The 24,156-nt window shown below is 67.8% G+C and carries 21 protein-coding genes; 12 read left to right on the top strand and 9 right to left on the bottom strand.

The genetic code is table 11. From position 1 onward, the window contains the following. Positions 1-100: 100 nt before the first annotated feature. From ACWIGM_RS05545 to ACWIGM_RS05535, 3 genes are all read left to right on the top strand, one after another. Positions 101-574, top strand: a complete 474-nt coding sequence (locus ACWIGM_RS05545) for an Lrp/AsnC ligand binding domain-containing protein (protein ID WP_454024904.1) — start codon at positions 101-103, stop codon at positions 572-574. 182 nt (positions 575-756) lie between these two features. Then, entirely contained in the window at positions 757-1,815 is a 1,059-nt protein-coding gene (locus ACWIGM_RS05540; protein ID WP_454024903.1) for an ABC transporter substrate-binding protein, read from the top strand. A gap of 122 nt (positions 1,816-1,937) precedes the next feature. Then, the gene (locus ACWIGM_RS05535) at positions 1,938-3,554 is read left to right on the top strand and encodes an acyl-CoA synthetase (RefSeq protein WP_454024902.1); all 1,617 of its coding nucleotides are present in this window, start codon (positions 1,938-1,940) and stop codon (positions 3,552-3,554) included. On the opposite strand, the gene ACWIGM_RS05530 is transcribed toward ACWIGM_RS05535, so the two are convergent. From ACWIGM_RS05530 to ACWIGM_RS05515, 4 genes are all read right to left on the bottom strand, one after another. After that, entirely contained in the window at positions 3,526-4,617 is a 1,092-nt protein-coding gene (locus ACWIGM_RS05530) for a GNAT family N-acetyltransferase (RefSeq protein ID WP_454024901.1), read from the bottom strand. The two genes, ACWIGM_RS05535 and ACWIGM_RS05530, sit on opposite strands and share 29 nt — an antisense overlap. A 118-nt stretch (positions 4,618-4,735) precedes the next feature. Next, the gene (locus tag ACWIGM_RS05525) at positions 4,736-5,860 is read right to left on the bottom strand and encodes a CobW family GTP-binding protein (protein ID WP_454024900.1); all 1,125 of its coding nucleotides are present in this window, start codon (positions 5,858-5,860) and stop codon (positions 4,736-4,738) included. Between the two features lie 6 nt (positions 5,861-5,866). Further along, positions 5,867-6,784, bottom strand: a complete 918-nt coding sequence (locus ACWIGM_RS05520) for a DMT family transporter (protein WP_454024899.1) — start codon at positions 6,782-6,784, stop codon at positions 5,867-5,869. 14 nt (positions 6,785-6,798) lie between these two features. Next, on the bottom strand, positions 6,799-8,370 hold the full coding sequence (locus tag ACWIGM_RS05515; RefSeq protein WP_454024898.1) for a D-alanyl-D-alanine carboxypeptidase family protein: 1,572 nt from the start codon (positions 8,368-8,370) through the stop codon (positions 6,799-6,801). Positions 8,371-8,556: 186 nt separating this feature from the next. On the opposite strand from ACWIGM_RS05515, the gene ACWIGM_RS05510 reads away from it, so the two are divergent. The 3 genes from ACWIGM_RS05510 to ACWIGM_RS05500 all read left to right on the top strand — a co-directional run bounded on the left by ACWIGM_RS05510 (position 8,557) and on the right by ACWIGM_RS05500 (position 12,029). Continuing rightward, a complete protein-coding gene (locus ACWIGM_RS05510) occupies positions 8,557-9,462 on the top strand; it encodes an EamA family transporter (protein WP_454024897.1) in 906 nt (301 codons plus the stop codon). Between the two features lie 142 nt (positions 9,463-9,604). Then, positions 9,605-10,774 carry an acetyl-CoA acetyltransferase gene (locus tag ACWIGM_RS05505; protein ID WP_454024896.1) on the top strand — a complete coding sequence of 390 codons (1,170 nt, stop codon included), beginning with the start codon at positions 9,605-9,607 and terminating at the stop codon, positions 10,772-10,774. A gap of 61 nt (positions 10,775-10,835) precedes the next feature. Beyond that, positions 10,836-12,029 (top strand): MFS transporter, encoded by a 1,194-nt coding sequence (locus ACWIGM_RS05500; RefSeq protein WP_454024895.1) that lies wholly within the window; start codon positions 10,836-10,838, stop codon positions 12,027-12,029. A gap of 3 nt (positions 12,030-12,032) precedes the next feature. Here the strand turns inward: ACWIGM_RS05500 and ACWIGM_RS05495 are convergent, their stop codons facing one another. After that, positions 12,033-12,296, bottom strand: coding sequence for a BolA family protein (locus ACWIGM_RS05495; RefSeq protein ID WP_454025452.1), 264 nt, complete (start codon positions 12,294-12,296; stop codon positions 12,033-12,035). A 103-nt stretch (positions 12,297-12,399) separates the two neighbouring features. On the opposite strand from ACWIGM_RS05495, the gene ACWIGM_RS05490 reads away from it, so the two are divergent. From ACWIGM_RS05490 to ACWIGM_RS05480, 3 genes are all read left to right on the top strand, one after another. Beyond that, positions 12,400-14,034 (top strand): M14 family metallopeptidase, encoded by a 1,635-nt coding sequence (locus ACWIGM_RS05490; protein WP_454024894.1) that lies wholly within the window; start codon positions 12,400-12,402, stop codon positions 14,032-14,034. A 176-nt stretch (positions 14,035-14,210) separates the two neighbouring features. Then, complete coding sequence (locus tag ACWIGM_RS05485) at positions 14,211-14,828, top strand: J domain-containing protein (protein ID WP_454024893.1); 618 nt, start codon at positions 14,211-14,213, stop codon at positions 14,826-14,828. A gap of 73 nt (positions 14,829-14,901) precedes the next feature. Next, the gene (locus tag ACWIGM_RS05480; protein WP_454024892.1) at positions 14,902-15,774 is read left to right on the top strand and encodes an urea carboxylase-associated family protein; all 873 of its coding nucleotides are present in this window, start codon (positions 14,902-14,904) and stop codon (positions 15,772-15,774) included. A gap of 181 nt (positions 15,775-15,955) precedes the next feature. Here ACWIGM_RS05480 and ACWIGM_RS05475 read toward each other — a convergent pair whose 3' ends face one another. Together ACWIGM_RS05475 and ACWIGM_RS05470 are read right to left on the bottom strand one after the other, a co-directional pair. After that, entirely contained in the window at positions 15,956-16,957 is a 1,002-nt protein-coding gene (locus tag ACWIGM_RS05475) for a trypsin-like serine peptidase (RefSeq protein WP_454024891.1), read from the bottom strand. Positions 16,958-17,170: 213 nt separating this feature from the next. Then, a complete protein-coding gene (locus ACWIGM_RS05470) occupies positions 17,171-19,165 on the bottom strand; it encodes a protein meaA (RefSeq protein WP_454024890.1) in 1,995 nt (664 codons plus the stop codon). Between the two features lie 333 nt (positions 19,166-19,498). Here ACWIGM_RS05470 and ACWIGM_RS05465 point away from each other — a divergent pair, with 333 nt between their 5' ends. Continuing rightward, a complete protein-coding gene (locus ACWIGM_RS05465; protein WP_454024889.1) occupies positions 19,499-20,833 on the top strand; it encodes a metal-dependent hydrolase family protein in 1,335 nt (444 codons plus the stop codon). Between the two features lie 12 nt (positions 20,834-20,845). On the opposite strand, the gene ACWIGM_RS05460 is transcribed toward ACWIGM_RS05465, so the two are convergent. Then, positions 20,846-21,370: an Lrp/AsnC family transcriptional regulator gene (locus ACWIGM_RS05460; RefSeq protein WP_454024888.1), complete on the bottom strand. Its 525-nt coding sequence runs from the start codon at positions 21,368-21,370 to the stop codon at positions 20,846-20,848. 150 nt (positions 21,371-21,520) lie between these two features. Between ACWIGM_RS05460 and ACWIGM_RS05455 the strand changes: the two genes are divergently transcribed. Further along, a complete protein-coding gene (locus ACWIGM_RS05455) occupies positions 21,521-22,753 on the top strand; it encodes an aminotransferase-like domain-containing protein (protein ID WP_454024887.1) in 1,233 nt (410 codons plus the stop codon). 31 nt (positions 22,754-22,784) lie between these two features. Then, positions 22,785-23,456, top strand: coding sequence for an RraA family protein (locus tag ACWIGM_RS05450; RefSeq protein ID WP_454024886.1), 672 nt, complete (start codon positions 22,785-22,787; stop codon positions 23,454-23,456). A gap of 6 nt (positions 23,457-23,462) precedes the next feature. Here the strand turns inward: ACWIGM_RS05450 and ACWIGM_RS05445 are convergent, their stop codons facing one another. Continuing rightward, positions 23,463-24,155: an SDR family NAD(P)-dependent oxidoreductase gene (locus ACWIGM_RS05445; RefSeq protein ID WP_454024885.1), complete on the bottom strand. Its 693-nt coding sequence runs from the start codon at positions 24,153-24,155 to the stop codon at positions 23,463-23,465. Position 24,156: the final 1 nt, after the last annotated feature.

The following is a 24,156-nucleotide window of genomic DNA, read 5'->3' as shown; positions in this document are numbered from 1 at the left end:
GATCTTGGCGGCGGGATGATCTGCAGAATCATCGCAAGTGAGCTGGATATCAATGGAGATTTCAGCGATTATATAGCGATAAATCCCGTAGGATCATCAGATGTCAGAGAATACTGCGGCTCTGGATCGGACCGACCGGCGCCTGCTCGCCTTGCTCCAGAACGATGGTCGCGCCGCCGGCGTCGAACTCGCGGAGAAGGTCGGCCTGTCGCCGACCGCGACGGGCGAGCGTCTGAAGCGGCTGGCGCGCGAGGGCTACATCACCGGCTATCGCGCGACGCTCGATCCGGTGAAGCTCGGCCTGCATCTCCTGGTCTTCGTCGAGGTCTATCTCGACAAGACGACGCCCGACGCCTTCGAGCGCTTTGCCGCCGCAGTGAAGCGGGCGCCGGAGGTGCTGGAATGCCATATGGTGGCCGGCGGCTTCGACTATCTGGTCAAGACCCGCGTCGCCGACATGAACGCCTATCGCCGCTTCCTCGGCGAGGTGCTGCTGGCGCTGCCGGCGGTGCGTGAGACGCGGACCTATGCGGTGATGGAAGAGGTCAAGACCGACGGGGCGCTGCCGCTGTGACTCCTGGAACTCTGCCGCAGAAAAACGTAACCATTTCCGCGAATTCGCCGCGATCTCGCCCTCTTGGCGCTTGACCTGCCGGTTAGGGAGGTTCTTGGTTGCATTGCGTTTCTGCGCTGTTCGTCGAGCACCGCCAGGAGGCGCTTTCGCCCGTATCGGCTGTGGTCGTTCCGGAGCTTGCCATGTCCGCTGCCATGCCCCCGCTTGACGCGCCGCTGTCCCGGCGCGGGTTCGGGCGCATTCTCGCCGGAGGCGCACTGGTCGCGTCGGCGGGATTTGTTCGAACTGCTGCAGCCGCGACGCCGCTCAAGTTCACGCTCGACTGGCGTTTCGAGGGACCGGCGGCACTGTTCCTCATCGCGCTGGACAAGGGCTATTTCCGTGATGAGGGGCTCGATGTCACGATCGAGCCCGGCACGGGCTCGCGCGAGGCCGTGCCGCGGATCGCGACCGGCGGCTTCGATGCCGGATTCGGCGATGTGAACTCGCTGATCCGCTTCCGCGACGAGAACCCGAACGTCGATCTCAAGGCGGTGATGACGGTCTACGATCGGCCACCCTTCGCGATCGTCGGGCGCAAGAGCCGCGGGATCAGCGCTGATCCCCGGAGTCTCGAAGGCAAGAAGCTCGGCGCGCCTGCCGCGGACGGGGCCTTCGCGCAATGGCCGGTGTTCAAGAAGGTCAACGGCATCGACGATGCCAAGATCAAGCTGGAGAATATCGGTTTCACGGTTCGCGAGCCGATGCTGGCTTCCGGGGAGCTCGACGCGATCTTCGGTTTCGCCCACACCTCGGTGGTCAACATGAAGGCGCGCGGCGTGCCGGCCGACGACATCGTCACCCTGCTGATGGCCGACCACGGTGTCGAATTATATGGCAATGCCGTCATCGTCTCGCCGAAGCTGCTGGCCGAGAAGCCGCAGGCGGTGCGCGGCCTGCTGCGGGCGATCACCCGCAGCGTTCGGGATGTGGTCGCCGATCCGCGGGCAGCGATCGCCGGCGTGCTCCAGCGCAATGAGGGCGCCCGGGCCGAGATCGAGCTGGAGCGCCTGACGATGGCGCTCGACCACTATGTGATGACGCCCAATGTCAAGGCGAACGGCTTCGGCGGCATCGACAAGACGCGCTGGCAGAAGGCGCTCGACCAGATCGCGCTGACTTTCCCGTTCAAGGACAAGGCGAAGGCCGGCAATGCCTTCGCCGAGGGCTTCCTGCCGGCGGAGGCCGAGCGGGCATTTTGAACGGCTCGCTGGTTTACTTTAGGCCAAGGTGACAGCGGCTTTGGGCTTCGCCTATCGTGCACCGCTTCGCGAGAGCATGCGCCGATCGGCGCATGCTCAATCTGTCATTTTGGGCCTGCCGCATGCTCCCCGATATCCGTGACTATGAGCGCCTGCGTGCCGCCTTTCGCTGGCAGATTCCGGAGCGTTACAACATCGGCGTCGATTGCTGCGATCGCTGGGCTGCGATCGACCCGGGAAAGGTCGCGATCCTGGAAATCGAGCCGGACTGGTCTGTGGTGCCGGTCAGCTATGGCGAGTTGCGGGCGCAGTCGAACCGGTTGGCCAATGCGCTGCGCCGGCGCGGTGTCGGCGAAGGCGACAGGGTCGCTATCCTGCTTCCACAGGGACGCCTGGTGCCGATCGCGCATCTGGCGGCCTATAAGCTGGGCGCGATCGCGGTGCCGCTGGCGGCGCTGTTCGGAGCCGATGCGCTGTCTTACCGTCTGCGTGATTGCGGGGCGAAGGCTCTGGTGAGCAATTCTGCCGGTCTCGCCAAGCTCGGCCAGATCGAAGAGCCTCTGCCGGAGCTGGAGGTGGTGATCTCGGCCGACGGGTCGGAAGGACGGGCCGAGGGGCTCGATCGTCTGCTCGAAGCCGAAACCGAGGATTTCGCACCGGTCGACAGCGGACCGGACGATCCGGCGCTGATGATCTACACCTCCGGCACCACCGGCAACGCCAAGGGCGCGCTGCACGGGCACCGGGTGATGCTCGGCCATCTGCCGGGCATGGAGATGCCGCATGAATTCCTGCCGCAACTGGGCGATCTGATCTGGACGCCGGCGGACTGGGCCTGGGCCGGCGGGCTGCTCAACAACCTCCTGCCGGCGCTGCATCACGGCGTGCCTATCGTGGCGCGGCCGACGGCGAAGTTCGATCCCGACGAGGCGTTCCAGCTGATGGCGGATGTCGGGGTGCGCAACTGCTTCATCCCGCCGACGGCACTACGCATGCTGCGGGCCGTGGAGAATCCGCGCGGACGCTATGACCTCAAGCTGCGCACGGTCGCCTCGGGCGGCGAGTCGCTCGGCGCCGAGACGCTGGCCTGGGGCCGTGAAAAGCTCGGCCTCACCATCAACGAGTTCTACGGCCAGACCGAGTGCAATCTGGTGCTCGCCTCCTGCGCCGAAATCGGAGTGGTCAAGCCCGGCTTCATCGGCAAGGCGGTACCGGGGCACGAGGTCGCGGTGATCCGGCCCAATGGCAGCATCTGCGAGCCGGAGGAGGAGGGGCAGATCGCGGTGCGCCGGCCCGACCCGGTGATGTTCCTGCATTACTGGCGCAAGCCGGAGGCCACGCAGGCCAAGTTCATCGGCGACTGGATGACGACGGGCGACCAGGGTTCGCAGGATGCGGACGGTTATATCCGCTTCGTCGGCCGCGATGACGACGTGATCACCTCGTCGGGCTACCGGATCGGGCCGAGCGAGATCGAGGATTGCCTGCTGCGCCACCCGGCGGTGGCGCTCGCGGCGGTGGTCGGCAAGCCCGACGCGCTGCGCACCGAGATCGTCAAGGCCTTCATCGTGCCGAAGGCGGGCTGCGCGCCGTCGAAGGAACTCATCGCGGAGATCCAGGGCTTCGTGCGTGAGCGGCTGGCCGCGCATGAATATCCGCGTGAGATCGAGTTCCGCCAGGAATTGCCGATGACCACCACCGGCAAGATCATCAGGCGGCTGCTGCGCGACGCCGGATGACGAGCGGCGCGCGGCGCGCGGCCGCCGCCGTGACGGTGAGCCGGGCGCTGCCGAGACGCTGCGGTGCCGTGACGACATGCGGGCCGGGCACTTCACCGACGATCTCACGCTGGCGGCTGCGCCGGCTGAACCAGGCGACGAGCTGCGCCAGTGGGGCGAAGCTGGCGAAGCGGTCGTCCTCGACGCCGGAATAGAGCCAGAGGCGCGAGCCTTTGCCGATGAAAATTGCGCCGGCGACCGGCTTGTCGTCGAGGCTCAGCAGGCCGACCCGGCAGCGATGGCTGCGGGCGAGATTGCGGGTCATGGCGCGCAGGAAGGCGCTCTCGCGGATGTCCTGAAGCGCGGCGGCACCCGCACGTGCCAGCGAGCCCGAAGCTTCGAGCGCCAGATGGAGTTCGATCATGTCGCGCAGCTCCTGGCGCGAGCTCGATTCGGCGAAGGTGAGCTTGCCATGGCGTGACAGGCCATGGCGGAGGGCGGGGAGAGCCGGAACGCCCGGGGTGACTGCGGGCGCCGGTATCGGCCCGATCGAGACGTCGTGGCCGGTGTGTTCGGCTACCTGCAGGACATTGCGCAGGAACGGCCCGTTGAGATCGAGGCGATGCAGCTGCAGGTTCTGCGTATTGGCAAGGCCCCAGCGCCCGGGCGCGTGAAGCAGGGCTGCGATGACGCGTTCCACCTGATCCGCGTCGATCAGCGGCGTGGCGATGCCGAGGCGCGGATTGCTCCAGCCGATCAGCTCGTCATGGCCGAGCAGCCGGCGTTGCGGCCGGGCGGGAATGAAGCCGAGCAGGCGCCGCGACGAAGCTGTGCCGTGCCAGACCAGCAGAACCGGCGCGTCGCGGAAGTCGACGAGATGTTGGGCTGCAGGCAGGGCGAAATCCGGCTCGAAGAACGGGTTCGACTCGATGGCGCGGCTGGCGAGATCGCGCCATTCGGCTTCGATGGCCGCGCAGGTGGCGAGCGTGCGACGCTCGATCGATAGACCGGCCGGGCCGGTGAGCACGGCAAGCTGCTTTGGCGCCATCTGGCTTGGCGCAGCCTGGGACGCGAGGTTCGGCATGGCGCAGCCCTTTCGCGGCTCGCCCCGCTTCGGTGCGCTTTCGTGCCGGATCGGCACGTGGGCGCGGGCGGGGCAGGGGTCTGCGCATGACGAACCAAGAAGCGCGCCGGCGCGCCTCTCAGGCGTGATGGTGGTGATGAGCCTCGGCCTGAGCCGAAGCGGGCCGGCCGAGGAAAGCCGACCAGAGCCGGGCGACGGTCTCCTCCTCCAGGTCCTTGACGATCAAGACGAGGCGAGAGCGCCGGTCGGCATCGGGCCAGGCCGGCAGCAGCACCGGCGGATGCAGGATCTGCTGGACGGCATGGACCAATAGCGGTCCCTCGGGATGCTCGGCGAGGGCGACCAGCCCCTTCAGCCGCAGCAGCTTCACGCCATGGGTCGAGCGCAGCAGGGTCCAGAACAGATCGAAGGTCGCCTCGCGGATCGGCGCCTCCGCCGTCAGCGTGAAGGCGCGGATACTGGCGTCGTGGCGGTTGACGTCGTGGTGATGATGGCCGTGGCCGCCATGGTGGTGATGGCCGTGGGCGTGGTCATGATCGTCGTGATCGTGATGGTGACCATCCAGGACTTCGGCCGCGAGCCAGCGCCGCAACTCGTCCGGGCGCTCTGCGATGTCGTAGAGGCCAGCGCCGACGATCGCCTCGGCGGGGGCGTCAGGAGTGAGGATCGCGATGCCAGGGTTGAGCTCACCGAGGCGCTTGCGCAGCGCCGCGACCGCATCTGCGTCGGTTGCGATGTCGGTCTTGGTCAGCACCAGCCGGTCGGCCGCGACCACCTGGCGGAGCGCCTCGGGATGGGCGTCGAGCGTCGCCATGCCATTGACCGCGTCGACCAGCGTGACGACGCCGTCGAGCTTGAAGCGCATGGCGAGATAGGGGTGGTTGATCAGCACGTTGAGGACCGGCGCGGGATCGGCGAGGCCGGTGGTCTCGATCACCAGCCGCCGGAACGGCGCGACGCGGCCATTGTCGAGCCGGCGCAGCAGGTCCTCGAGCGTGACGATCAGGTCGTCGCGGATGGTGCAGCACAGGCAGCCCGAGGCAAGCAGGATCATGCCGTCCTCGATGCCTTCGACGAAGAGGTGGTCGAGGCCGATCTCGCCGAACTCGTTGACCAGCACGACCGTGTCGGCGAGGGCCGGATCCTTGAGCAGGCGGTTGAGCAGGGTGGTCTTGCCGGCGCCAAGGAAACCGGTCAGCAGCGTCAGCGGGATCGGCTCGGGACGGACGGGCTGCTCGGACATTGGTGGTCAGGTTCCTGGCACGGCCACCGCCGGCAATCGGCGGGCTCGCTTTTGTTCCAATATTACATTGGCGATGATCGCGGCGACGACAAGGGCTCCGCCGGCATATTGCAGCGAGCCGACCCGTTCGCCGAGGAAGACCGCGGCGATCGCGACGGCGAAGACCGGCTCGGCGCAGAAGGCGAGTGCTGCCGGTCCCGGTGCGACGCGGGCGAGCGCCAGCACCTGCAGCAGGAAGCCGATCAGATAGCCGCCGATCGTAATGGCGACCGCGATCGGCGCGAGCATCAGGGCCGAAGGCGGCTGGAACAGGCCGGTGAGGGCGAGGATCGCCAGCGTCACCGGCAGGATGACGAGATGCGACCAGAACAGCTTCGGCACGGTGCCGGTGTCGCCGCAGCGCGCCGCCGAGAAGAACTGGACCGCGGCCAGCACGCTCGCGGCGAGTGCGAGCGCCAAGCCGCGCGGGTCGAGCCCATGCCAGTCAGGCCCGACCACCATGGCGACGCCGAGGAAGGCGAGGAGCGCGATCACGATCCGGTCGAGGCTGAAGCGGGCCGGGGTGAAGAGCGGCTCGGCGAGCACGATCAGAATGGGGAAGGTATAGAAGACCACGGCCGCCACCGTGATCGGCAGGAAGGAGACCGAGGAGAGATAGGCGCAGGCGGTCAGTGCCGTGCTGATGCCGAAGAGGGCGAGCGCCGGCCAGCGATGACGCGGAACGGCGAGGCTGGCGCGCCAGAGGAAGGCTACGCCGATGACGAGCGCCAGCATCAGGAAGACGCGGTAGAAGACGATGAGCGGGCCGCTTAGCCCGGCATGGCCGGCGAGCTGGGCGCTGACGATGTTGGTGCCGAAGGCGGCGGCGGAGGCTAGCGCCAGCGCGAGGCCGTGCTGAACCGAGGATGCACTGCGCTCCTGCACGTTACGCCGGCGGATCAGGCGTCGGGCTTGTTGACGTCCGGTTTGGCAGCGGGCTTCGCGCCCGGCCGGGCCGGCGGCTTGGCGAGCGGCTTGGCCTGAGCCTGGCTGGGCTTGGCCTTGGCCGCGTCAGCCTTCTCCTGCTTCGGCTTGGTCAGCAGCGGCTTGGCGGCCGGCTTGTTCGCGGCCTTGATGCCGGCGGCAGCGCCGGGGCGCAGGCTGGCGGGCGTCGCGGCGCCAGGCTGGATCGCGCCCTGCAAGCGCATCGGGCCCGAGCCCAGGGCGGCCGCCGCGGGCGTCTCCTCCCGCGTGGGCGCAACCGGCGCGAAGGCGGAGGAGGAGGGCGGGATCCCACCGTTGCGCGAGAAGGTGCGGTTGCCGGCGGTGAGCCCGGCTGCGACCGGTGCACCAGGCTGGATCGTCTCACGCGCGACCTGGGTATCGGGCTTCGCCACGACGTTGGCGGCGAGCGGCGCCGAGGCCGAGCCGGGCGAACGGCCGAAGGAAACCTGAATGGGCTCGAACTTGGCGCGCGGGCCGAGCGTGACGCGGCCGGAGGGCGAGCGCGTCAGCACCGAGCCGGAGGAGCCACCCTGGGGCACGGCCACGGCGAAGCGGTCGGAAGTGCCTTCGGCATTGCCGCCGACGCCGTGGTTCGTCGAGATGAAGGAGATCGGGCCGGAGGTCTCGGCATCGTCGCCGAGCGCATGGCCGCCGCGACGGACGCTGTCGCAGATGCTGTAGGCGCGACCGCCATTGCCGGACGGCATGTTGTCGATGTTGCCGCCGCCGAAGCCGCCCCATTTGCCGAAGCCGTCATCGAGAAGTTGCGCCGCCTTGACGGTGCGCTCCGCGCCGGAGCTGGCGCCCATGACGACTGCGATCAGCGTGCGGCCATTGCGCGTCGCAGTGGTGACGACGTTGAAGCCGGAAGCGCAGACGAAGCCGGTCTTCATGCCGCTGATGCCGTAATAGCGGCCGACGAGGCCGTTGGTGTTGTTCAGCACCTGCTTGCCGAGCTGGACCGCGCCGGTGTTCCAGTAGTCGGAGTAGCGGCCGAACTCGCTCATCAATGCCATGGCGAGCACGGCGAGGTCGCGGGCGCTGCTCTGCTGGTCGGGATGGTGCCAGCCGTTCGGATTGACGAAATGGGTATCGTTCATGCCGAGCCGCCGGGCCTCGGCGTTCATCATCGAGACGAAGGTCTCGACATCGCCGCCGACACCTTCGGCGATGACATAGGCGATGTCGTTGGCCGACTTCACCATCATGATGCGCATGGCGTTGTCGAGCGTGATCTCCTGGCCGGCCTTGATGTAGACCTTGACCCGCGGCTGGCTGGCGGCCCGCTTCGAGGCCGGGATCGCGGTCTCCAGCCCGATCTTGCCCTCGCGCACCGCCTTGAGTGCGAGGTAGAGCGTCATCATCTTGGTAGTGGAGGCCGGATGCCAGGCTTGCGTCGGGTTCTCGCTCGACAAGACGGCGCCGCTCGAGGCGTCGACGACCACGCTCGTGCCGGCCAGCGCCGGGGCGGCTGCAGCGAGGAGCGAGGCGAGGGTTGCGCCGGCGGCGAGGCGAAGTGCGATCATCGGCTGGGGTCTTGAACCTGTCTTGGCGGGGTCGAGGGCTTCAACGCGACGCTTGAGGCATTTTCGAGACGGCGGGCGACAATTCTGCCTCGCTGATGACGCATACCTACCCCTCATCGGGCGATTTGCCTAGCGCCGCGCGGCAGTCCAAAGCATCGAGGTGCTTTTTCTTCGGGATCGTGGCGCGTGAGCTTCAGCCTTCTGTGGATACCGGTGACGCTGGCCGCCTCGCTGCTGCAGACCGCGCGCAATCTGACTCAGCGCTCGCTGACCGAGGTGATCGGCGTCGTCGGCGCGACGCAGGTGCGCTTCCTGTTCGGCTTGCCTTTCGCGCTGCTTTTCCTCGTCCTGGTCTGTGTCGCCAGCGGCAGGCTGCCGCCGACGCCGGACCTGCGCTCCTTCGGCTTTGCCGTGTTCGGCGCGTTGACCCAGATCCTCGCCACGGCGCTGATGCTGGCGGCGATGCGCGAGCGTTCTTTTGCGGTGACGACCGCCTACACCAAGACCGAGCCGGTGCAGGTCGCGCTGTTCGGCACGGTGTTGCTCGGTGATGCGCTGGGCTGGGCGAAGTTCGCGGCGATCGTCGTGGCGACCGCCGGCGTCGTGCTGATGTCGTGGCGGCCGGGCGACAAGCTCAGCGCTGCGGGCTTGCGCCCGGCGGCGCTCGGGATCGGCGCCGGCGCGGCCTTCGCGCTCTCGGCGATCGGTTTTCGCGGCGCGATCCAGGCGTTGCCGGAGGGGCATTTCCTGATGCGGGCGACCACGATCCTCGCGCTTGGCCTTGCCCTGCAGACGCTGATCCTGACGCTCTACATGCTCGCCGCCAACCGCAAGGCCCTGAGCTTAAGCCTGCGCAACTGGCGCCGTTCCCTGACGGCCGGCTTCCTCGGCGCCGCCGCCTCGCAATGCTGGTTCCTCGGCTTCTCGCTGACGACGGCGGCCAATGTGCGCACGCTGGCGCTGGTCGAGGTGCCGCTGGCCCAGATCGCCTCGCGCCGGATCTTCTCGGAAGGCACGAGCTGGCGCGAGCTTGCCGGCATGGCGCTGATCGTCGCCGGCGTCGGGTTCCTGCTCGTCCTGTCCGTCGGGTAGGGCAGGGCCGCGAGCTGCGCGCTTGACACCCGGCGCGTTCATTGGCCTTTCCTCGCACGGGAGGAGTGCGCGCTTGCCGGCTTGCGATCGCGCCTTCGCAGGAGCAGATACTGTGTATCTGCACATTAGCGAGGAGAAGGCCATGAGCGCTGCAATCGTCGGCTGGGCCCACACGCCCTTCGGCAAGCAGGATACCGAGACGGTCGAGAGCCTGATCGTGCGTGTCGCGACCGACGCGCTGGTCGATGCCGGCATCACCGCCGACCAGGTCGACGAGATCGTGCTCGGCCATTTCAACGCCGGTTTCTCGGCCCAGGACTTCACCGCCTCGCTCGTGCTGCAGGCCGACCCGGCGCTGCGCTTCAAGCCGGCGACCCGCGTCGAGAACGCCTGCGCCACCGGCTCGGCCGCGGTGCACCAGGGCGTGCGCGCCATCAAGGCCGGCGCCGCCAAGGTGGTGCTGGTCGTCGGCGTCGAGCAGATGACCACGACGCCCGGGCCGGAGATCGGCAAGAACCTGCTGAAAGCCTCCTATCTCGCGCAGGAGAGCGACGTTCAGGGCGGCTTCGCCGGCGTCTTCGGCAAGATCGCCTCATCCTATTTCCAGCGCCATGGCGACCAGTCCGACGCGCTCGCCATGATCGCGGCAAAGAACCACAAGAACGGTGTCGACAACCCCTACGCCCAGATGCGCAAGGATCTCGGCTATGCCTTCTGCCGCGACGAGAGCGAGAAGAACCCTTACGTCGCTGGCCCGCTGAAGCGGACCGACTGCTCGCTGGTCTCGGACGGCGCTGCCGCACTCGTGCTCGCGGATGAAGAGACCGCCAAGACCCTGCGCCGCGCCGTCGGCTTCCGCGGCATGGCCCATGTCCAGGACTTCCTGCCGCTGTCGCGCCGCGACATCCTGAAGTTCGAGGGTGGCGCACACGCCTGGCAGCAGGCGCTGGCCGCTGCAGGCGTCGCGCTCGAGGATCTCTCCTTCGTCGAGACGCATGACTGCTTCACCATCGCCGAGCTGATCGAATACGAGGCGATGGGCCTGACCAAGGAGGGCGACGGCGCCCGCGCGATCAAGGAAGGCTGGGTCCAGAAGGACGGCAAGCTGCCGGTCAACGTCTCCGGCGGCCTGAAGGCCAAGGGCCATCCGATCGGCGCGACCGGCGTCTCCATGCATGTGCTCAGCGCCATGCAGCTCGTCGGCGAGGCGCCGGAGGGCATGCAGGTGAAGGATGCCCGCCTCGGCGGCATCTTCAACATGGGCGGCGCTGCGGTCGCGAACTACGTCTCGGTGCTCGAGCGGGTGAAGTGAAACAAGCGGCCGCCGTCGGACCTGCGTCGGCGGCCATCTTCGAACTGGCCGGAGGGGCGGCGTGATCATCTTTCTCGCGCTGCTGCCGGCCTATGTGCTGTCGATCTTCTACCGCTCCTTCCTGAGCGTGATCGCCGGGCCGGTGATGGGCGACCTCAGCATCGGGCCGGCCGAGTTCGGCCTGCTCGGGGCCGCTTGGTTCATCGCCTTCGCACTGGCGCAGTTCCCGGTCGGCTGGGCGCTCGACCGGATCGGCCCACGCCGGACGGTGGCGGTGACCATGGCGATCGGCAGCGTCGGAGCCTTCCTGTTCGCGCAGGCCGGCAACGCCAACATCGCCACGCTGGCGATGGCGCTGGTCGGCATCGGCTGTTCGCCGATCTTCATGTCGTCGCTCTATCTGTTCGCGCGGACTGAAGCGCCGGCGCGCTTTGGCCTGCTGACCTCGATCTTCATCGGCCTCGGCTCGCTCGGCAATCTCGTCGGCGCCGCGCCGCTCGCCCTGGCGGCGCAGGCCTATGGCTGGCGCCCGACCATGCTCGCCTTCGCCGTGGCCTTCCTGCTCGCGACCGTGCTCGCAGCAGTGCTGGTGCGCGATCCGCCTGAGGTCACCGACGCCTCCGGCAAGCATGAGGGGCTGCTGCAGGGCCTCAGGAGCATCGCCGCGATAGGGCCGCTCTGGCTGCTCGCGCCGATCACCCTCGTCGGCTACGCGATCATCGCGACGGCGCGGGGCCTGTGGATCGCGCCCTATATGACGCAGGTTCATGGGCTCGACGGCATCGCTGCCGGCCATGCGACGCTGGGCATGGCGACGACGATGATCATCGGTGCCTTCGTCTACGGCGCACTGCAGAAGCGGGCCGGCCGCAGCAAGGCGCTGGTCGCCTGGGGAACGGTCGCGACGGGAATAGGTTTTGGCCTGCTCGCGCTGTTCGGCGAACGCTCCATGATGGGTGCGGCCGCCCTGTTCGCGCTCGTCGGGGCGACGGGCTTCACCTATGCGATCCTGATGGCACATGCGCGCGAGTTCTTCCCCGCCCATCTGGTCGGGCGCGGCATGACCTTCATCAATTTCCTGTTCATCGCCGGAGCCGGGCTGATCCAGTGGGGCTCCGGCTGGTTCGTCGCGGCGCAGCGGGCCGCGGGGCAGGGCGCAGCGCTGGCCTACGCCAATATGCATTGGGGCTTCGCGGCGCTGCTGCTGGCCTCGACCGCGATCTATCTGGCGACGCCGGAGCGGAAGGCCGCCTGAGGCTCAGGCCTCGCCGGGCGCCCGCGCCGCAATCGCCAGTGCGTGCACGCCGCCGGCGAGCTCCTCGGACAGCGCTGCATTGACCAGGCGATGGCGCTCGAGCCGGCTCTTGCCGGCGAAGGCGGGCGCGATGATCTCGACGCGGAAATGCGTCTCGCCACCCTCGCGCCAGCCGGCATGGCCGTGATGCTGGTGCGATTCGTCGATCACCCTGAGATGCTCTGGCGCGAGCTGCGCGGTGAGCTTGCCGGCGATCCGGTCGGCCATGGTCGGCATGCGGGTTTCTTTCGGGTTGCTTGCTCGGCTTCCGGGGCAGTCTCATAGTCCCTGTCGGGCAGGGTGAAAACGCGTCTTTCTGTCGGAGGCGGTGATGATGGCGATCTGGCGCAGATTCGCTCTGGTGCTTTGCGTCGCGGCAATGCCCGCGCTGGCGCAGGATGAGGGGCGCGTCGCCGACTACAAGCAGAGCGAGGCGGTGCTGGCGCGTTACAAGCCGGTGCCGATCCCGCTCGCGACGCCGGCGCTGACGCGCGGCACGCCCGGCCTGACGACGCAGGCAGAGCTCGAAGGCTTCCTGGCTGATCTCGCCGCCAAGGCGCCCGGTCGGATCGTGCTCGGCTCGCTCGGAAAGTCACAGCAGGGGCGCGATCTGCCCTATCTGATCTTCTCGAAGGAAGGGTTGAAGGATCCCGCCGCGCTGAAGGCGCTCGGGCGGCCGGTCGTCTGGTTCGTCGGCCAGCAGCACGGCAACGAGCCGGCGGGTGCCGAGGCGATGCTGGCGCTGGCGCATGACCTGGTGACCAGCGATCTCAGTGCCGTGCTCGACAAGCTCGTGGTGGTGATCGTGCCGCGCAGCAATCCCGACGGGGCGGCGGCCGACAAGCGGCCAGGCGCCAGCGGCTTCGACCTCAACCGCGACCATCTGCTGCTGACCCTGCCGGAGACGAAGGCGCTGCATGCCAGGCTCGCCGAATTGCCGCCCGATGTGATCGTCGACGTGCACGAATTCTCGGTCGCCAATCGCTGGCTCGAGAAGTTCGGCGGGCTGAATGCCGCCGATGCGATGATCCTCTACGCCACCAACCCGGCGGTGCCGCAGCCGACGACGAGGATCGCGGCCGACCTGGTCAAGCCGGCCATGGACAAGGCGATGGCGGAGAAGGGCCTGACCTCGTTCTGGTACTTCACCACCAGCTACCGCAAGGACGACAGGCTGGTCTCGATGGGTGGCAATGCGCCGGGTATCGCGCGCAACCTGTTCGGGCTCTCCGGTGCCGTCTCCTTCCTGATCGAGACGCGTGGGGTCGGCCTGCAGCTGGAAAATCTGGAGCGCCGTATCGCCACCCATTACGTGATCTCGCGCGCAGTGCTCGACACGGTCGCGGCCAATGACAAGGCGGTGCTGGAGGCGGTGAAGGCGGCGCGGGCAGAATTGGCGCGCAACCAGGGGGAGCTGATCGTCGGCCACCGCATCGCCACCGAAACGGTCGCGATCCCGCTGGTCGATCCGGCGACCGGAACGGATATGCCGACCCCGGTCGAGTTTCGCGACTCGCGCAAGGTCACGGTGACGAGCCGCCGGCCGCGGCCGGAGGGCTATCTCGTCCTGCCGGCGGGACAGGCGGCGCTCGACGCGCTCAAGCTCAAGGGCATCGCGACCTGCGCGCTCGGCGCGCCTGCAACGCTCGAGGTCGAGGCCTTCATGGTCGAGCAGAAGGGGCCGGTGAAGAAGGTCGACCGCGAAAACATCAACCCGGACCAGGCGGTCAAGGTCGAGCTGCGACCGCGCCGGCTCGAGGTTGCGGCCAATGTCGTCTTCGTGCCGATGACACAAGTGGGAGCCAATGTGATCGCCGCCTCATTGGAGCCGGATTCTCCGGGCTCTCATGTCGGCGTCGGTGTGGTGGAAACTGCTCCGGCCTCCGGCGAGGCGCCGATCTATCGGGTGCCGCGCGGGACGAAGCTTACGCTCGCGGCCGGGGGCGATGTCGCCTGCGGCCGTTGAGATCGGCCCGTCGGATCACTACATATCGAGGTTGCCGGCCATTCCGGGTGGGCCGGGTTCCTTAAGCAATCGAGGCCATGCTTCAGGCTGGACGATTCGCTTGCGGCGGGCGCGAGAGCGATCCGCGCGGCGGCCGTCTTGTCGACGCTGCGTTCCGCCCGCATAACCATGAGACGATGAACTTCAATTCGCGCCTTTTCGACCGGATCAGGATCGGCCCTTCCGAAGCGGAAGAGGTGGTCGAGGCCGATGCGCGCCATTGCGACCATCCCGGCTGTACCAAGGCGGGCGAATTCCGCGCGCCGATGGGGCGGGGCAAGGAAGGCAAGTTCTTCCAGTTCTGCCTCGAGCATGTGAAGGCCTACAACGCGACCTATAACTACTTCGCCGGCATGAACGACGAGGCGCTCGCGGCCTACGCCAAGCAGGAAGAGATCGGCCACCGGCCGACCTGGAAGCTCGGCGTCAATGCCAGTGCGGCCCGGATGGCGCAGCGTGGGCGCGTGACCGGCGGACAGGAGAGTGCCGAAGTCGAGGACGCCTTCGGCCTGTTCCGTGGCCGCGTCCGCCGCGAGCAGGAGCGGGCCGAGTCGCGCGTCGGCGTGGTGGCGCGCAAGGCGCTGGAGACGCTCGATCTCGACGAGAGCGCCGATCGCGCCGCGATCAAGGCGCGCTACAAGGAACTGGTGAAGCGCTTCCACCCCGACGCCAATGGCGGCGACCGCTCGCGCGAGGGCCGGCTGCAGGAAATCCTCAAGGCCTATCAGACGCTGAAGAGCAGCGGGCTGGCCTAGTGCCTTGCGGTCTGGACCGGCGGCTTCGGTCCCGATAGGGAATCCGCGGACACGTCAGTCGGCGGAGCAAGTCATGACCACGGATTCGCAGGTGATCGCCCCCGCCGATGCCGATGAGCGCCGGCGCAAGCCGCCGGTCGTGGTCTACCCCAATGGCAGCCTGCCCGGCGCCGACATGGTGATGCTGGCAAAGGCTCGCCAGACGCTGATCAAACGCGACGAGATCATCGTGCCACCGCGCGAGGCCGGCAGCTTCCGCGTGCCGAAGGGGCATTTCTTCCGGGTCGTCAGCATCGAGGGGCCGCAGGTCGGCGACCTCAATCTCTGGAACGCTGATGATCTCGACGAGCGCTTCTTCAGCGGCAAGACGCGCGCCCTGAACGCGACCCATGTCGGGCTGGGCGATCGGCTCTGGAGCAACCTGCCGCATCTGCGGCCGATGGCGACGATCACCCATGACACGCTCGGCTGGTACGGCTTCGACCAGGACGGCGCCGGCGTGCACGACGTGATCGGGACGCGCTGCGATCCTTATACACACCGCTTGCTCAGCGATGGCGGCGACTACCACCATTGCTGCCATTCCAACCTCGCCCGCGCGCTCGGACAGGCGAGGGGGCTCTCGGCACGCGAGGTCGAGCATCACGTCCATGACGTGCTCAACGTCTTCATGTGCACCGGCTTCACCCGCGACACGCAGCAATACTTCATGAAGGCGAGCCCGGTCAGGCCGGGCGACTTCCTCGAGCTCTTCGCCGAGATCGACCTGCTCGGGGCGATCTCCGCCTGTCCGGGCGGCGATTGCGGCCAGACCCATTCGAGCGACGTCGCAATCTGCCACCCGCTCAAGGTCGAGATCTACGAGGCTGACCCGGCGACGCTTGAAGGCTGGCGCTCGCCGCCGCGCAACCCCTATGGGCGCAGCCACGGCGAGGCCGGCGGCTGAAGGTTGGTACGCTTCTGGGGAACTCTTTTGTCTTTCCGGGGCAGGCCGCAGGCCTGAGCCCGGAATCCAGAGCCGATGCCATCGGTGAAGAAGGCATCGGCCGTTGCGTCAGTATTACAAGCGACATCGGTTCTGGGTTCCGGGCTCTTCGCTGCGCGAAGCCCCGGAATGACGACCTGCCTCAGTTCTTCAGCAGCGAGTTCATCCCGTCAGTGTCGAGATTGTCGGAGCCGCGCAGGCCGCTCCGCTCGGTCGAGTTCGGCTGGTCATCCTGGCCGCCGCCCGAGGCGACAGCTCCGCCGTCAGCAGCCGGAGCCTGCCCGCCGGCGCCGGCCATCTTGCGCAGCAGGGGGCTGGCTTGCAGCAGCGCGGTCATGCTGGTCGCGGTATTGTAGCTGTTGGGATCATTGGGGGCGAGGCCGCCCTGCTTGTGCAGGGCGATGCCGGCATTGCCGGCGTTGTAGAGCAGCGAGCCGGACGAGCCGCCGAGCGTATCGCAGCGATGGCGCATCTCGGCTGCGTCGCCTTGCTGGCGCGTCGCCATGCAGCGGAAGCGGCTCATCACCTTGGGCCGCCCGGCCGGGTGGTGGATCACCATCAGCGAGGGGGCGCCGCCGGTCGGCGTTGCGGCAAGCTTGACCGAGCCATAGGTCGCGGTCGGATTGCCCTTCGCCTTGGCGATGGCGTAGTCGAGATTGGCATTGAACTCGACCGGCTTGGGATCAAGCTCGAAGACCTTGGCGCCCTTGCCGTCCTGGGTGAGGAAATCCATGACGATGATGGCGCGCACTGGCGTCATCTCGCCGCTTTGCGGCAGGCAGTGGTGGTTGGTGAGGACGTAATCGCCCGGCAGCAGCTCGCCGGTGCAATGGGCACCCGACTGCTTGCCGGTCTTGTTGTCCTTCAGCAGGATATCGATGCGCCCGACGGGCTTGGCCATCTTGGCGAGCGGGTCGCGCTGGTCGAGCTCCGCGATCGGCTCGAAGGCGCCCTTGTTGCTTTCGATATGGGTCGCGGCGTCGCCGGTGCTCTGCCGGCGCGGCATGCTGACCTTGCCGAAGTCGCTGGGATCGAAGCCCATGGTCTGGGCCGTGGCGGGGGCCGCGAGGGCAAGGCCCATGGCGCCGATAAAGGCGGCGCGAATAGTGGTCCCGGTCAATGTGGTCTGCAGCCATGCGGGCATGCGCGTCTCCCTCTCCTCAGCGGGTCCCTTGCGGCCCTGCCGGGCACCGCCGTTCAGCTCGACGGGCGCCGGGATTGCGGCGACAATCGAGCGGTTTCGGGACGATAATCGTCCGCACGCGCTTGCGAAAGCCTGAGCTGTTTTCGCGCGGGCAAGAAACAGAGGACTGCGAGTGGGAAGCCGTCGAACTCCACTGCGAAACGGAGCCGCTGCTTAGCCCTTCTCGCTATGCTTCGCCGCCAGCCCGGCGACATCGCCGATGATGCCGTCGAGGGCGAAGTCCTTCGGCGTGTAGACCCGGGCCACACCCATATTGCGCAGCGCGTTCTCGTCGTCGGGCGGGATGATGCCGCCGACCACGACGGGCACGTCCATGCCGGCGACGCGCAGGCGCGCGGTGACGTCGCGCACCAGCGGCAGATGCGAGCCGGAGAGGATGGAGAGCCCAATGATGTCGGCCTCCGTCTCCTTGGCCTGCGTCACGATCTCCTCGGGCGTCTGGCGGATGCCGCCATAGGAGACCTGCATGCCGGCGTCGCGGGCGCGCACCGCGATCTGCTCGGCGCCGTTCGAATGGCCGTCGAGCCCGGGCTTGCCGACGAGGAAGCGCGGTGGGCGGCCGAGGCGCTCGGTCGCCTTGGCGACGGCGGCCTTGACGGTGGCGAGGCCGGCATCGTCGCCGAGCTTGGTCGTGTCGACGCCGGTCGGGGCGCGGTATTCGCCAAAAATCTCGCGCAGGGTCTGGGCCCACTCGCCGGTGGTGACGCCGGCCTTGGCGCAGGCGATCGAGGCCGGCATGACGTTGCGGTCCTCTTTCGCAGCGCTTGCGAGCTCGGCGAGTGCAACCTCGACCGCCTTGCCGTCTCGCGCGGCGCGCCAGGCTTTGAGTCGGCCGACAGCCTCGATCTCGACCGAATCGGGCACGGTGACGACATTGCCTTCGCCGGCCGAAAGCGGCGAAGGCTCGCTGGTGGTGAATTTATTGACGCCGACGACGATCTGCTCGCCGCGCTCGATCGCCTCGATGCGGCGCGCGCCGTTCTCGACCAGCGCCATCTTCATGTAGCCGCTTTCGACGGCGGCGAGCGCGCCACCCATCGCGTCGATCTTGGCGAGTTCCTCCAGCGCAGCCGCCTTCAACGCCTCGACCTTGGCGTCGACCTCCTTCGAGCCGTCGAAGATGTCGCCGAATTCGAGCAGATCGGTCTCATAGGCCAGCACCTGCTGCATGCGCAGCGACCATTGCTGATCGAAGGGGCGGGGCAGGCCGAGCGCCTCGTTCCAGGCTGGGAGCTGCACGGCGCGGGCGCGAGCCTTCTTCGACAGGGTCACCGCCAGCATCTCGATCAGGATGCGGTAGACATTGTTCTCGGCCTGCGGCTCGGTCAGCCCGAGCGAATTGACCTGCACGCCATAGCGGAAGCGGCGGTGCTGCTCCTCCAGCACATTGAAGCGTTTCAGTGTGATCTCGTCCCAGAGATCGACGAAAGCCCGCATCTTGCAGAGCTCGGTGACGAAGCGCATGCCGGCATTGACGAAGAAGGAGATGCGGCCGACGACGCTGCCGAATTCCTCCGGAGCCACTTCCGGCCGGGCCCTGATCGACTCGAGCAGGGCGATCGCGGTCGCGAGCGCGAAGGAGAGCTCCTGCACCGGTGAGGCCCCGGCCTCCTGCAGATGATAGGAGCAGACGTTCGTCGGGTTCCATTTCGGCAGCTCGCGCGCCGTGAACACGACGATGTCGGTGGTCAGCCGCATCGAGGGGCGCGGCGGGAAGACATAAGTTCCGCGCGACAGGTATTCCTTGACGAGGTCGTTCTGGGTCGTTCCCTGCAAGGCGGCGCGGTCGGCGCCCTGCTCGTCGGCGGTGGCGATGTAGAGCGAGAGCAGCCAGGCCGCCGTCGCATTGATCGTCATCGAGGTGTTCATCTGCGCCAGCGGGATCTGGTCGAACAGCGCCCGCATGTCGCCGAGATGGGTGATTGGCACGCCGACCTTGCCGACCTCGCCGCGCGAGAGGACATGGTCGGGATCGTAGCCGGTCTGGGTCGGCAGGTCGAAGGCGACGGAGAGGCCGGTCTGGCCCTTGGCGAGATTGGTCCGGTAGAGCTTGTTCGATTCGGACGCGTCGGAATGGCCGGCATAGGTCCGGAAAATCCAGGGCTTATCGCGCTGGACCTGATTCCGAAGCGGATCGATCGCGTTCATGGTCGCTCCCTGCCGTGCCGTCTTGATGTGCTCGTGCAATCTCGATTGTTGCACTGCAGCGAAGATAACGCCAGTGGGCTGTCGCGTCGCCTACGACATTGGGCGGAGGCTCGTGCTGGATTGCGGTGGCCAGGATCGGAACACGCGAGGGTTGCGGCCAGGGCATGCGTGACCGGCCATCCTGTCGATTGACGGTCTTCCGCTCTCCTTCGCAGATTGCGCCCAGCCGCAGGGAGGTCCCTGCGCAAGATCAAGCGACGCACCCGACGCAAGACGCCCTGCCGGCAGGCAGGATGGCGCGTGGCGATGACGCCGCTGCCATGGAGGAAATCGATGTCGAAAGCGATCATGCTTGCCGCCGCGCTCACGGCAGTCCTGGTACCGGCCGCTCTGGCGCAAGCGCCGGCCGGTGACCGCTGGACGATCATTCATGCAGGCTCGGTGCTTGCGGTTCCCGGTACCCCGGCCCGCGGCAAAACCAGCCTCATCATCAAGAACAGCCTGATCCAGGAGCTGAAGGACGGCTTCGTCGCTGCCGACAGCATCGGAGCGCCGGCGCAGTCGGTGACCGTCGTCGATCTCAGCGACCGCTATGTGCTGCCGGGCCTGATCGACTCCCACGTCCACATCACCTCGGAGCGGGCGCGCGATACGGAACTCCAGCGCGTCAAGAAGACCGGCGAGAACGTCGCGCTCGACGGCGTCGTCTATGCCCGGCGCACGCTCGATGCCGGCTTCACCACGGTGCGTGATCTCGGCTCGCGCGGGGCGCCGGCGCTCGCTTTGCGTGATGCGATCCGCAAGGGGCAGGTGCCCGGGCCGCGGATCGTCGCGGCCGGACAGTCGATCTCGGCGACCGGCGGCCATTCTGACACCAACGGTTTTGCGCCCGATGTCTTCCCCGAACTCGGCGACAACATCTGCAATGGCCGCGAGCAGTGCCGCCATGCGGCGCGCAACCAGATCAAGCGTGGCGCCGACGTCATCAAGATCACCGCGACCGGCGGCGTGCTCAGCAACACGGCGGCCGGCACCGGCAAGCAGATGTTCGACGACGAGATCGAGGGCGTCGTCGAAGCGGCCCATGCGATGGGGCGTAAGGTGGCGGTGCATGCCCATGGCGCCGACGGCGTCAATGCGGCACTGCGGGCCGGCGTCGACTCGGTCGAGCACGGCACCTATCTCAACGACGAGTCGATTGCCCTGTTCAAGAAGAGCGGCGCCTATCTCGTCCCGACCGTGCTGGCCGGCGCCACAGTGGTGCGGATGGCGGATGAGGAAGGCTTCCTGCCGCCGGCGGTGCGCGACAAGGCGCGCCAGGTCGGCCCACTGATGCTCGACATGCTCGGGCGCGCCTATCGCGGCGGCGTAAAGATCGCCTTCGGCACCGATACCGGCGTCAGCGAGCACGGCAACAATGCCGAGGAGTTCGCGCTGATGGTCAAGGCCGGCATTCCGGCCGATATCGCGATCCGGATGGGCACCGTCGATGCTGCCGACCTGCTCGACCTCTCCAAGCAGATCGGTACGCTCGAACCCGGCAAAGCCGCCGACGTGATCGCGGTCGCCTCCGATCCGACCAAGGACATCACCGAACTGCAGCGCGTGCTGTTCGTGATGAGCAATGGCCGCGTGCACAAGGCGGCGGCCAAGGTCGCGGCGAAGTAGCAGCGAGCAGCGCTAGTCCCGGTCCGTCTCGCGTGCGGACCGGGCAGGCTGCGCTTTCCGGGCCTGGGCCGTGCCGGGGACATTCAGCAACCGGTTCGAGCTCTGCGTCTCCAGGATGACCATGGTCGAGGTCTCGGCGACGCAGGGGATCGCCTGCAGGGCTTCCCTGATGAAGCTGCGCAACGCCTCGATGTCCTTGACCCAGACGCGCAGGAGATAGTCGACATTGCCTGTCACCAGCAGGCATTCGGTAATCTCGGGCTGGTTGCGGATCGCGGTCATGAATTGCTCGGCGGCGTCCGGGCTCTGCTTGGCGAGCTTGACGCTGACCATGACGCAGATGCTGAAGCCGAGTGCTGCCGGGCTGATTTTGGCCGCATAGCCCTCGATCACGCCAGCTTCCTCCAGCCGTTTGATCCGACGGGCACAGGGCGTTGGCGAAAGGCCGACCGCCTCGGCCAGTTCGAGATTGGAGATGCGGCCATTCTGCTGAAGCGCGGCCAGGATTTTTCGGTCGATGCGATCCAATTCAATCACGAGCGAATTTCACTCCAGTTTTTCTCTTCCTGGGCGATAAGTCGCGCCAATTAGAAGACATGCTCGATCATTGCACGGATTCACTCGCTTCGAGAGTGCTAAACCTTCACAAGCGGCCGCTTTGGTCGAAACGAGGGTGGTGCAGGCGTCATGGTGACTTCGGATGCGCGGCGGCCGGCTTTCGCCAGCTGGCTCTCGACCGGCAACAGCATCACCCAGCAGTTCATGGCGATCGGCGGGCGGCCGGATGTCGTCAGCCTCGCCGGCGGGCTGCCGGCCTCCGAGATCTATCCGGTCGAGGCGATCGCCGCGGCGCAGGAGCGGGCGCTGACGCGCTGGGGCACGCAGATACTCGAATACGGGGCGATCGAAGGCCTGCCGGCGTTGCGGGCCGCTATCGCCGAGCGGTTCAGCGCGACGACCGGGCGCCGCTTCGGGCCGGAGAACGTGCTGCTGACCACCGGCGCGATGCAGGGGCTCGACCTCGTCGGCAAGGCACTGGTCGACCCCGGCGAGATGATCCTCTCGCAGTTCCCGACCTATCTCGGCGCGCTCGATGCCTGGCGCCCGCGCATGCCGCGCTATGAGAAGCTCGACTGGAGCTGGCAGGCGCCCGGGCACGATGCGGCGCTGCGGCAGGCCAAGTTCGTCTATGCCGTGCCGAACTATTCCAACCCGACCGGGGTGCTGGTGCCGCAAGACCAGCGCGCCACTTTGCTCGACAAGGTCGAGGCCGCCGGGACCTGGCTGCTCGAGGACGACCCCTATCTGCCGCTGCAATTCGACGGGCCGGCCGGGCCGAGCCTCCTCGCCCATCATGCGCAGCGCCATCCCAACGGCGCCTATGCCGGTCCGGTGATCTATCTCGGCACGCTGTCGAAGAGCCTGGCGCCGGGCCTGCGCGTCGGCTGGGTCGTGGCCGAGGCCTCGCTGATTTCGACGCTGGCGCTGGCCAAGCAGTCGACCGACATCGCATCGAGCCTGCTGACGCAGGCGATCGCGCTGGAGATGATCGAGAGCGATTTCGAGGCGCAGCACATCCCCAAGATCGTCGCGACCTATCGCGAGCGCCGCGATGCGCTCTGCGCGGCTGCGGCCGCGCATCTCTCCGACTGGTTCGAGTGGGAGGTGCCGCCGGGCGGCATGTTCGTCTGGATGCGGGCCAAGGACGGTGCGATCGACACCGACGCGCTCTATGCCCATGCGCTGGCCGAGAACGTCGCCTTCGTGCCGTCGAGCGTGTTCGATCCGACTGGCGCCCTGAAGAGCGCGATGCGGGTCAATTTCACCCGCTCGCCGCCGGAGGTGCTGGTCGAGGGCGTGCGCCGGCTGGAGCGAGCGGTGCGCCGCCTGCTCGCCGAGCGGCCCGGCCGGGCAGCGTGAACCAACAAGCCACAAAACCGAGGAAACGCCGATGCCGACCCGTCTCGCCACGCCTGCCCATCCGCGCCTGCCGCAAGCCCTGATCGACGCTTGGCAGGCGGTGCCGAGCTCGGTGATCGCCGACCAGCTCGGCGGCAGCGGCCATGCCGATCCGGCGATCCGCCCGACCCGGCCCTTCGCGCCGGGCAAGCGCCTGGTCGGGCAGGCGATCACCGCCTGGTGCGAGCCGGCCGATTACGGGCCGGTGCACCATGCGATCAGTGTCGCCGAGCGCGGCGACGTCGTCGTGGTCGCGGCCGGCGGGCGCAAGGATGCGGCGATGATCGGCGACCTGCTCGGCGGCGCCGCCCGGCGCAAGGGCATTGCCGGCGTCGTCGTCGACGGTGCGGTGCGCGATGTCGGGCCGGTATCGCAATGGCCGGACTTCGTCTTCTTCTCGCGCTGGATCATGCCGCGCGGCCCGTCCTCGATGGAGCGCGGCATCGTCAACGGGCCGATCGTCTTCGGCGGCGTTGCCGTCCAGCCGCATGACCTCGTCGTCGGTGACGATGACGGGCTCGTCTTCGTGCCGCATGGGCTGGTCGAGGCGAAGCTCGCACCTTGCCTGGCGCGGGTGAAGGCCGAGGCCGAATGGGAGGTGCTGCTGGCCGGCGGCGCCTCGACGGTCGAGACCTTCAAGGTGCCGCCGATGGAGAAGCTCTGACCTGCGTCAGAAGCGCTCGACCCAGGGCCTGAGCTCGACCTCGAGCGACCAGGCGCTGCGCGGCTGCTTGAGCACGTCGAGATAGCTCTGGGCGATGGCGTCGGGGTCGAGCGTGTCGTCGTTCGTATCGGGATGGCGGGTGCTGCGCACGGCGCCGTCGATGACGAAATGCGCGACATGGATGCCCTTCGGCCCGAGTTCGCGGGCAGCGCTCTGGGCGAGGCCGCGCAGAGCGAACTTGCCCATGGCGAAGGGTGCCGACAGCGCGAAGCCCTTGATGCCGGCAGTGGCGCCCGTCAGCAGGATCGCGCCGCGCCCGTGCGGTAGCATGCGTTTCGCCGCCTGCTGCGTCACCAGGAAGGCGCCATAGGCGGTGACCGCGAGCGCCTGCGCGACCGCGGCCGGATCGAGCTCCGCGATCGGCCCGCGCAGCCGGCCGCTGGCGTTGTAGATGACCACGTCAGGCTCGCCGATCCGGACCTCCGCTGCCTCGAACAGGCGGGCGACGGCGGCCGGATCGGAGGCGTCGACAGCGAATGTCGCAGCGCCGGTCTCGGCGGCGAGCACTGCGAGCTTTTCGGTGTTGCGCGCGGCAAGGCCGACTTTGACGCCTTGCGACGCCAAGGCACGCGCAACCGAGGCGCTGATGCCCGAGCCGGCTCCGACGATCAGGGCGCTGCGATAGGGGAGGGAGGTCATC

It is taken from the genome of Allobosea sp. NPDC055332, from assembly GCF_053645455.1.
Note: the sequence above shows the minus strand (reverse complement) of the source record. Positions and strands in the feature narration are given on the sequence as shown.